Genomic DNA, 8,817 nt, shown 5'->3' with positions numbered 1-8,817 from the left:
ACGAGATCGCCTTCCAGACCAACCTGCTGGCCCTGAACGCCGGCGTCGAAGCCGCCCGGGCGGGTGAAGCGGGCCGCGGCTTCGCGGTCGTCGCCCAGGAAGTCCGGGCCCTGGCCCAGCGCTCCGCCGACGCGGCCAAGGAGATCAAGACCCTGATCTCGACCTCCAGCCAGCAAGTGAACCAAGGCGTGAGCATGGTCGGCCAGACCGGCGAGGCCCTGCAGGCCATCGTCTCGAAGGTCGGCGAGATCGACGCCCTGGTCGGCGAGATCGCCTCTTCGGGCCAGGAGCAGGCCACCGGCCTCAACCAGGTCAACGCCGCCGTCAACCAGATGGACCAGACCGTCCAGCAGAACGCCGCCATGGTCGAGCAATCGACCGCCGCCGCCCACTCGCTGAAGGGCGAGGCCGGCAACCTGCTGAAGATGATCGGCCGCTTCCGCGTCGGCGGCGGCGCCGCCGCCGCCCCGTCGTCGAGCGCCAGCTCGGCCCGCGCCGCGACCCGTCCGGCGCCCGCCCCCTCGCGTCCGGCCCCCGCGCCGGCCAAGGGGCCGGCTCCGGTCTCCGCTAGCAGCCGCCCGGGCCTGAACCCGGTGGCCGCGGCCCAGGCCAAGGTCGCCAGCTTCGCCAAGAGCTCGGCCGCGCCGGCCGCCTCGGCCGACGACTGGGAAGAATTCTAAGCTCCAGTAAGCGTAGCGCCCCGTTCATGCGGCGGGGCGTCTCCTCCCTAAGCGACTTCAAGGCCCTGTCTCCCGACGGGGCCTTTTTTTCTGGCCTCAGCGGCGCGGCGGGGGCTGGATGATCGGCGTCCGAACGGGGCAGCCGTCGACCATGCGCATGACCGCGCGCTCGCCCAGCCCCATCGGCATGCGGTTCAGCGGCTTGGCGGTCTCGTCCTGGGTCTTGCGGGCGAGCGTGGCGCGTCGCCGGCACTCCCAGGCGGGACGCTGGCCTTTCATGCGCGGCGCTTGGCTGAAGGGGACGGCGACCCGCGCGGGCGGGCCCTGGGGCTTGGGCGCGGCGGTCGGCTCTGGCGGCGCCTGAAGCGCGGCGGCGAGCAGTAGTCCGGACAAAAGCATGGCGGGGCTCCTGATCTGGAACCCCGCCACCTTAGGCCCGCCAAGGCGGGCCGCACATTAACTTTGGGACAGGAAGCCGGCCTTAAGCCTGCATCGTCCAGCCTTCGACGCCCATGGCCGCCTGGCGCAGGGCTTCCGAACGGGTCGGGTGGGGGTGGCAGGTGCGAGCCACGTCTTCCGAAGCGCCGCCGAACTCCATGGCCACGCAGTATTCGGCGATCATGTCGCCGACGTTCGGGCCGACCATGTGGGCGCCCAGGATGCGGTCGGTCTTGGCGTCGGCCAGCACCTTCACGAAACCGTCGGTCTCGTGGTTGATCTTGGCGCGGCTGTTGGCCAGGAACGGGAACTTGCCGACCTTGTAGGCGACGCCCGCGGCCTTCAGCTCGTCCTCGGTCTGGCCGACCGTGGCGATTTCCGGGCTGGTGTAGACGACGCCCGGGATGATGCCGTAGTTCACGTGGCCGGCCTTGCCCGCGATCATCTCGATGCAGGCCACGCCCTCGTCCTCGGCCTTGTGGGCCAGCATCGGACCCGAGGTCACGTCGCCGACCACCCACACGCCGGGGACGCCGGTCTTGAAGTGGTCGTTGGCGATCATGCCGCGCTTGTCCGGCGTGATGCCGACGGTCTCCAGGCCCAGGCCTTGGGTGTACGGACGACGGCCGATGGCGACCAGCACGTAGTCGGCCTCGATCGTCTGGGCGTCGCCGCCGGCGACCGGCTCGAAGCTCAGCTTGACGCCCTTGGCCGACGCCGTCGCGCCCGTGACCTTGGCGCCCAGCTGGAAGGTGAAGCCCTGCTTGGTCAGGATCTTCTGGAAGGCGTTGGCGACTTCGGTGTCCGTGCCCGGCAGGATGCGGTCCAGGTACTCGACCACGGTGACCTCGGCGCCCAGGCGCTTCCAGACCGAGCCGAGCTCCAGGCCGATCACGCCGGCGCCGACGACGATCAGGCGCTTGGGCACTTCCGGCAGCGACAGGGCGCCGGTCGAGTCGATGATGCGCTTGTTGTCGATCGTCACGCCCGGCAGCGGGGTCGGCTCCGAGCCGGTGGCGATCACGATGTTCTTGGTCTCGAGGGTGGTTTCCGAACCGTCCTCGGCCTTCACGACCACCTTGCCGGCGCCTTCGATGCGGCCCCAGCCCTTCACGTAGTCGACCTTGTTCTTCTTCATCAGGAACTCGACGCCCTTGGTCAGGGCTTCGACGCTCTCGGCCTTCTGGGCCATCATCTGGGGCAGGTTCAGCTTCGGCTTCACCTCGATGCCCAGCTTGGCGAATTCCGGACCGGTCGCGGCGGCGTACAGTTCCGAGGCGTGCAGCAGGGCCTTCGAGGGCATGCAGCCGACGTTCAGGCAGGTGCCGCCCAGCTTGCCGCGGCCTTCGACGATCGCGACCTTGAGGCCCAGCTGGCCAGCGCGGATCGCCGCGTTGTAGCCACCAGGACCGCCACCGATGATGACGACGTCGTACTGAGCCATGGGTCTATCGCCTTCAGGACGCGCCGAGATCGGCGCCGGACAAGATATGGGGCCTCGCCGGCCATATTGTCAGACCTTTGGAGGCGCGTGTTCCTTAGAACCAGACTGTTAAAAACGGAACAACCTTTCGTCGTCCGCGCCCTTGAAAATCAAGGAGAAGGCGGGAAACGCACGGCGGCGCCCTCCCCGCTCCGGGGATCGCCACAAGCTTGACACTAGAGCGCCTGGAGAGGGTCACCGGGCCGTGTCGTCCTTAGAACCATGATGACCCGCCTGCGCCTCTTTGGCCTGTCCGCCGCCCTCGCCTCCGTCGCCGCCGTCTACGCCTTCTCGGCCGCCTTCGCGCGATCGACGCCGACCTGGACCGGTCCCGTCGTGGCGCCCAGCGCCCAGGACGGCGACACCCTGGCGGTGCTCTATTCAGGCGACGGCGGCTGGGGCCCGCTGGACCAGAAGGTGGCGCGACGGCTGGCGGACAACGGCGTGCCGACGCTCGGGATCAACTCGCTGGCCTATTTCCGAACCGATCGCACCGTCGACAGTGTCGCCGCCGACCTCGCCAAAGCCCTGCGCGGCTACGAGCGCCAGTGGGGCCGGGGCAAGGTGGTGCTGATCGGCTATTCGTTCGGGGCCGACGCCCTGCCGGCGATCATCCCGAAGCTGCCGCGGGACGTGCGCGCCCAGGTCAGCCGCGTGGTGCTGATCGGGACCGGGCCGGACGGCGACCTTCGCTTCCATCCGGTCAGCTGGCTGAACCTGGCGCCGCGCGACTCGTTCCCGGTCGCCCCGGCGATCGCGGCGCTGAAGGACGTGAAGATCACCTGCGTCTACGGCGACAAGGAGCGGCGCGATATCTGCCCCGATCTGCCCGACGACAAGGTCGCCAAGATCCGCCTGCCCGGAGGCCACCACTTCAATGGCGATTACGGCCGCCTGGGCGACGCGGTGCTGGAGGCCAGCCGCTAGAGCGACCAGTCTTCCAGGGAGAGGCCTTCGATCCGGGAAAATTCCCGCGTGTTCGAGGTGACCAAGGTCCAACCGCGATTCAGGGCTTGGCCCGCGATCAGGAGGTCGAAGGACCGATCGGCGTACCCGCGCGCTCAAGCGCTTCGCGTATGCGGGCGGCGACCTCCACATCGTCCTCTTGCATGGGCGGCTGATCGCGATCGGGGAAATCGGCGCCGCCTTCGGCGTCGATACGCGCGAACATGGCCTCAAGCTCGGCGCGCGTTCGCGGCGGCTTCACCGTCGCCGGCTCCAGAATGACGGCGTTACCCTCGCGGCGAAGAAGCACTTCCGCGCCTTCGAACGCAAAGCCTTCAGGCAGCTGAACGGCCTGGCCGCCACGGTGCGTGAAGAGCTTGGCCCTTGCCGGCGCGATCTCGAACTTTCCCATGGGGCCGTCCTATCTACGCTCGGATAGTACAGAGTATCCGGGACCGCAGCCCAAACGCGCTCTAGATCTAGAGCGGCGCGGCTAGGCCGTGCTTGGCCGCCAGGTAGCGGGTGATCGGGCGGGCGTCGGTCAGGAACGACAGACCGTTCGCCGAGAGGATTTCACCATGTGGACCGGCGTCCGGCGCGGCTTCCGCCAAGACCAGGGTCGGAGCGTTCTGATGGGCCTCGCCCAGCCGCTCGACTAGCGCCGCGCGCGGCCGGGCGTAGTCGACATGGACGATCTCCAGCGCCTCGCGCAGCGCCGGATAGGTCGCCAGATAGCCCTCCATCATCGCGCAGTCGGGGCAAAAGCGCTGGGCGCCGTCCTTCTCGAAATGCGGCTTCAGCAGAAAGAGCGTGTCCTTGGCCATTGCGCGGGATCCCAGAAATGCGAACGGCCCCGACGTAGGACGCCGGGGCCGCGAATGCAAAAGCCTTGGAAGGCTTCGTGAAGCTTAGAGGTCCAGCAGCAGGCGCTGCGGGTCTTCCAGGGCTTCCTTGACCTTCACGAGGAAGGTCACGGCGCCGGCGCCGTCGACGACGCGGTGGTCGTAGGACAAAGCCAGGTACATCATCGGACGGATCTCGATCTTGCCGTTCACGACCATCGGACGTTCCTTGATGGCGTGCATGCCCAGGATGCCCGACTGCGGCGCGTTCAGGATCGGGGTCGACATCAGCGAGCCGTAGATGCCGCCGTTGGTGATCGTGAAGGTGCCGCCTTGCATGTCCTCGATGGCCAGGCCGCCGGTGCGGGCCTTCTTGCCGAGGTCGCCGATGGTCTTTTCGATCTCGGCTAGGTTCAGCACGTCGGCGTCACGGACGACCGGAACCACCAGACCCTTGTCGGTGCCGACGGCGACGCCGATGTCGTAGTGGTTCTTGTAGATGATGTCCTGGCCGTCGATCTCGGCGTTCACGTCCGGAATCGCCTTCAGCGCGGCCACGACGGCCTTAGTGAAGAACGACATGAAGCCCAGCTTCACGCCGTGGCGCTTTTCGAAGACGTCCTTGTACTGGGCGCGCAGGGCCATCACGGCGCTCATGTCGACCTCGTTGAAGGTCGTCAGCATGGCGGCGGTGTTCTGGGCTTCCTTCAGGCGGCGGGCGATCGTCTGACGCAGGCGCGTCATCTTCACGCGTTCCTCGCGCTCGTGCACGGGGCGCGGCGCCGACGGCGCGGCGGCCGGAGCCGGGGCGGCGGCGCGGGCTTCCAGAGCGGCCAGGGCGTCGCCCTTGGTCACGCGGCCGTCCTTGCCGGTGCCGGCGACCTTCGACAGGTCGAGGTTGTTTTCAGCGGCGATGCGGGCCGGGGCCGGGCTGACCGGCGCGGCGGCCGGGGCAGCGGCGACAGGAGCCGGGGCCGGAGCAGCGGCCGGAGCCGGCTTCGGCGCCTCGGCGGCCTTGGGGGCGGCCGGAGCGGCGGCGGCGGCGGCGCCTTCGGTCACGACGCCCAGGACCGTGCCGGGAACGACCGTCGCGCCTTCGGCGGCGCCGATGGCCGAGAGGACGCCGTCAGCGGGCGAGGCCACTTCCAGCGAAACCTTGTCGGTTTCCAGCTCGACGAGAATCTCGTCCTTCTTCACGGCCTCACCGACCTTCTTGGTCCAGCGCGCCACCGTGGCTTCGGTGACGGATTCGCCGAGGGCGGGCGTATTGATGTCGGCCATGGGGCTTTCCGAGTCTCTCTTGCTTGGTCCGGCGGGTTTGTTGGTAACGGGAGCCTTCGCTTACGCGAAGGCCTCGTTGAGGAAGGTCTCGAGTTCTTTCAGGTGGCGGCTCATCAGGCCGGCGGCGGTCGAGGCCGAGGCCGGACGACCGACATAGCGCGCGCGCTTGGCCTTGATGTCCAGCTTGTCCAGCGTCAGCTCCAGCCACGGGTCGACGAAGGTCCAGCCGCCCATGTTCTTGGGCTCTTCCTGGCACCAGACCAGGTCGGCGTTCTTGAAGCGCGAGAGCACGTTCATCAGCGACTTCATCGGCCACGGATAGAACTGCTCCAGACGCAGCAGATAGACGTCGTCGCGGCCCGTCTTGGCGCGGTGGTCCACGAGGTCGAAGTAGACCTTGCCCGAGCAGACGATGACGCGCTTGATCTTGTCGTCGCTCTTCAGCGTGACGCCGCCAACGTCGCAGCCGGCCTCGGCGCCGTCCACCATCACGCGGTGGAAGCTGGAGCCTTCGGCGAAGTCGGCCAGGTTCGAGACGGCGCGCTTGTGGCGCAGCAGGCTCTTGGGCGACATCACGATCAGCGGCTTGCGGAACTCGCGCTTCATCTGGCGACGCAGCGCGTGGAAGTAGTTGGCCGGCGTGGTGCAGTTCAGCACCTGCATGTTGTCTTCGGCGCACGACTGCAGGAAGCGCTCGAGGCGCGCCGAGCTGTGCTCGGGGCCTTGGCCCTCGTAGCCGTGCGGCAGCAGCATGACGAGGCCGCTCATCCGCAGCCACTTGCGCTCGCCCGAGCTGATGAACTGGTCGATCACGACCTGGGCGCCGTTCACGAAGTCGCCGAACTGGCCTTCCCACAGGGTCAGGGTGTTCGGGTCGGCCAGCGAGAAGCCGTATTCGAAGCCCAGCACCGCCTCTTCCGACAGGGCCGAGTCGATCACTTCATAGTGCGCCTGGCCCGGACGGATGTTGTTGAGGGGCGTGTAGTGCTCCTCGGTCTTCTGGTCGATGATATCCGAGTGGCGCTGGGTGAAGGTGCCGCGCACCGAGTCCTGGCCCGACAGGCGGACCGGATAGCCTTCGTCGAGCAGGGTGGCGAAGGCCAGGTGCTCGGCCGCGCCCCAGTCGATGCCCTCGCCCTTTTCGAACGCGTCGCGACGGTTCTCGATGGCGCGGCGCACGGTCTTGTGGGCGTCGATACGGTCCGGGATCGTGGTGATCAGGCGGCCCAGCTCGAGCAAGCGGGTCTTCGGGAAGGCGGTCTTGCCGCGGCGATCCTCGTCGCCCGGCAGGGTCAGGCCCGCCCACTTGCCGTCCAGCCAGTCGGCCTTGTTCGGCTTGTAGGTCTTGCCCGCGTCGAATTCCTTGTCGAGGAACGTCTCGAACTCCGAGACCCAGCCGTCGACTTCCGCTTGGGTCACGACCCCTTCGCCGACCAGGCGGCTGGCGTAGAGTTCGCGGGTCGGCGGGTGACCCTTGATCTTCGCGTACATCAGCGGCGACGTCATGGTCGGATCGTCGCCTTCGTTGTGACCGAAGCGACGGTAGCAGAACATGTCGATGACCACGTCCTTGCCGAACTTCTGGCGGTACTCGGTCGCGACCTTCGAGGCGAAGACGACGGCTTCGGGGTCGTCGCCGTTCACGTGGAAGATCGGGGCCTCGACCATCAGGGCGACGTCGGAGGGGTACGGCGAGCTGCGCGAGTAGCGCGGGCTGGTCGTGAAGCCGATCTGGTTGTTGACGATGAAGTGGATGGTGCCGCCCGTGCGGTAGCCCTTCAGGCCCGACAGGGTGAAGCACTCGGCCACGACGCCCTGGCCGGCGAAGGCCGCGTCGCCGTGCAGCAGCAGCGGCAGGACGTGGCCGCGGCCAGCGTCCGGCTGCTCGCGCAGGGTGAAGGCCTGCTTGGCGCGGGCCTTGCCGATCACCACCGGGTTGACGATTTCCAGGTGCGACGGGTTCGCCGTCAGCGACAGGTGGACCTTGTTGTCGTCGAACTCACGGTCCGACGAGGCGCCCATGTGATACTTCACGTCGCCCGAGCCCTCGACGTCCGAGGGGACCGACGAGCCGCCTTGGAACTCGTGGAAGATCACGTGGTAGGGCTTGCCCATCACGGCGGCCAGCACGTTGAGGCGACCGCGGTGCGGCATGCCCAGGACGATGTCCTTCACGCCCAGCGCGCCGCCGCGCTTGATGATCTGCTCCATGGCCGGGACCATGGCCTCGCCGCCGTCCAGGCCGAAGCGCTTGGTGCCGGGGAAGCGCTTGTGCAGGAACTTCTCGAAGCCCTCGGCCTCGATCAGCTTCTTCAGGATGGCGACCTTGCCTTCCTTGGTGAAGGTGATTTCCTTGTCGCGGCCTTCGATGCGCTCCTGCAGCCAAGCCTTCTCGGCCGGGTCGGAGATGTGCATGTACTGCACGCCGACGTTGCCGCAGTAGGTGCGGCGCAGGATGTCGAGGATCTCGCGGATCGTGGCGGTCTCGAGACCCAGCACGAAATCGAGGAAGATCGGACGGTCGTAGTCGGCGTCCGAGAAGCCGTAGGTGGCCGGATCCAGCTCCGGCGCCGGCTTCGGCGGCTCAAGGCCCAGCGGGTCGAGGTTGGCGGCGAGGTGGCCGCGCATCCGGTAGGCCCGGATCATCATGATGGCGCGCAGGCTGTCCAGCGTGGCGGCGCGGACGGCTTCGGCGGTGGCGCCGGGGGCCTTGCCCTCGACGGCCTTGGCGATCTTGGCTTCGACGGCGGGAGCGACGGCGGCCCATTGGCCATCCAGGGCCGACAGCCAGTCCGGACGCACGGTCGGGACCTTCTTGGGCGTCCAGGCCGGATCCTGGGCCGCGCGCTTCACCTGGTCGGCCTGTTCGGCCAGGCTGGCGAAGAAGGCGTTCCACGAGGGCTCGACCGAGGCAGGGTTCTCCGCCCACTGGGCGTAGAGGTCCTCAACGAACGCCGCGTTGGCGCCGTAGAGGAAGCTGGTCTCGGTCAAGACCTGGTTGATGATGCCTGCGTCGTCCGCCATGGATTTTGTCGCCTTCAGATCCGCTTGCTTACGGGAGCGCTACCGCAAGCCCGTAAATATAGTCTCTCAATCGCCCGGGCGCCCGTCGCTTGGCGGGGCCCAGGTGATTTTTTCGGATCGTCGA

8 protein-coding genes are annotated in these 8,817 nt (G+C 67.9%); 2 read left to right on the top strand and 6 right to left on the bottom strand.

All coding sequences use genetic code 11. The features are described from left to right. A partial coding sequence (locus tag AX690_RS09760) for a methyl-accepting chemotaxis protein (RefSeq protein ID WP_231732162.1) occupies positions 1-680 on the top strand: 680 nt, incomplete at its 5' end. A 96-nt stretch (positions 681-776) separates the two neighbouring features. Here AX690_RS09760 and AX690_RS09755 read toward each other — a convergent pair. Both AX690_RS09755 and lpdA read right to left on the bottom strand, forming a co-directional pair. Then, positions 777-1,079, bottom strand: coding sequence for a hypothetical protein (locus AX690_RS09755; RefSeq protein WP_066730353.1), 303 nt, complete (start codon positions 1,077-1,079; stop codon positions 777-779). An 82-nt stretch (positions 1,080-1,161) separates the two neighbouring features. Continuing rightward, a complete protein-coding gene (lpdA, locus tag AX690_RS09750) occupies positions 1,162-2,562 on the bottom strand; it encodes a dihydrolipoyl dehydrogenase (RefSeq protein WP_066730352.1) in 1,401 nt (466 codons plus the stop codon). A 264-nt stretch (positions 2,563-2,826) separates the two neighbouring features. On the opposite strand from lpdA, the gene AX690_RS09745 reads away from it, so the two are divergent. After that, positions 2,827-3,528, top strand: a complete 702-nt coding sequence (locus AX690_RS09745; RefSeq protein WP_231732161.1) for a virulence factor — start codon at positions 2,827-2,829, stop codon at positions 3,526-3,528. 97 nt (positions 3,529-3,625) lie between these two features. Here the strand turns inward: AX690_RS09745 and AX690_RS22845 are convergent, their stop codons facing one another. From AX690_RS22845 to AX690_RS09725, 4 genes are all read right to left on the bottom strand, one after another. Then, the gene (locus AX690_RS22845) at positions 3,626-3,958 is read right to left on the bottom strand and encodes an AbrB family transcriptional regulator (protein WP_197426827.1); all 333 of its coding nucleotides are present in this window, start codon (positions 3,956-3,958) and stop codon (positions 3,626-3,628) included. 67 nt (positions 3,959-4,025) lie between these two features. Next, positions 4,026-4,370 (bottom strand): DUF3088 family protein, encoded by a 345-nt coding sequence (locus AX690_RS09735; protein ID WP_066730350.1) that lies wholly within the window; start codon positions 4,368-4,370, stop codon positions 4,026-4,028. Positions 4,371-4,454: 84 nt separating this feature from the next. After that, positions 4,455-5,669 (bottom strand): 2-oxoglutarate dehydrogenase complex dihydrolipoyllysine-residue succinyltransferase, encoded by a 1,215-nt coding sequence (gene odhB / locus AX690_RS09730; RefSeq protein WP_066730349.1) that lies wholly within the window; start codon positions 5,667-5,669, stop codon positions 4,455-4,457. A 60-nt stretch (positions 5,670-5,729) separates the two neighbouring features. After that, positions 5,730-8,693 carry a 2-oxoglutarate dehydrogenase E1 component gene (locus AX690_RS09725; RefSeq protein WP_066730348.1) on the bottom strand — a complete coding sequence of 988 codons (2,964 nt, stop codon included), beginning with the start codon at positions 8,691-8,693 and terminating at the stop codon, positions 5,730-5,732. Positions 8,694-8,817: the final 124 nt, after the last annotated feature.

Origin of the sequence: Caulobacter sp. CCH9-E1 (assembly GCF_001556515.1) — a bacterium.
Taxonomy (GTDB): Bacteria; Pseudomonadota; Alphaproteobacteria; order Caulobacterales; family Caulobacteraceae; genus Caulobacter.
This window is presented reverse-complemented; position numbering and strand designations above follow the sequence as displayed.

What these genes read in the sequence shown, in the direction of transcription:
- AX690_RS09725 (WP_066730348.1), bottom strand. Translation starts at nt 8,693, where the DNA reads ATGGCGGACGACGCAGGCATCATCAACCAGGTCTTGACCGAGACCAGC.
- AX690_RS22845 (WP_197426827.1), bottom strand. Translation starts at nt 3,958, where the DNA reads ATGGGAAAGTTCGAGATCGCGCCGGCAAGGGCCAAGCTCTTCACGCAC.
- odhB (WP_066730349.1), bottom strand. Translation starts at nt 5,669, where the DNA reads ATGGCCGACATCAATACGCCCGCCCTCGGCGAATCCGTCACCGAAGCC.
- lpdA (WP_066730352.1), bottom strand. Translation starts at nt 2,562, where the DNA reads ATGGCTCAGTACGACGTCGTCATCATCGGTGGCGGTCCTGGTGGCTAC.
- AX690_RS09755 (WP_066730353.1), bottom strand. Translation starts at nt 1,079, where the DNA reads ATGCTTTTGTCCGGACTACTGCTCGCCGCCGCGCTTCAGGCGCCGCCA.
- AX690_RS09745 (WP_231732161.1), top strand. Translation starts at nt 2,827, where the DNA reads ATGACCCGCCTGCGCCTCTTTGGCCTGTCCGCCGCCCTCGCCTCCGTC.
- AX690_RS09735 (WP_066730350.1), bottom strand. Translation starts at nt 4,370, where the DNA reads ATGGCCAAGGACACGCTCTTTCTGCTGAAGCCGCATTTCGAGAAGGAC.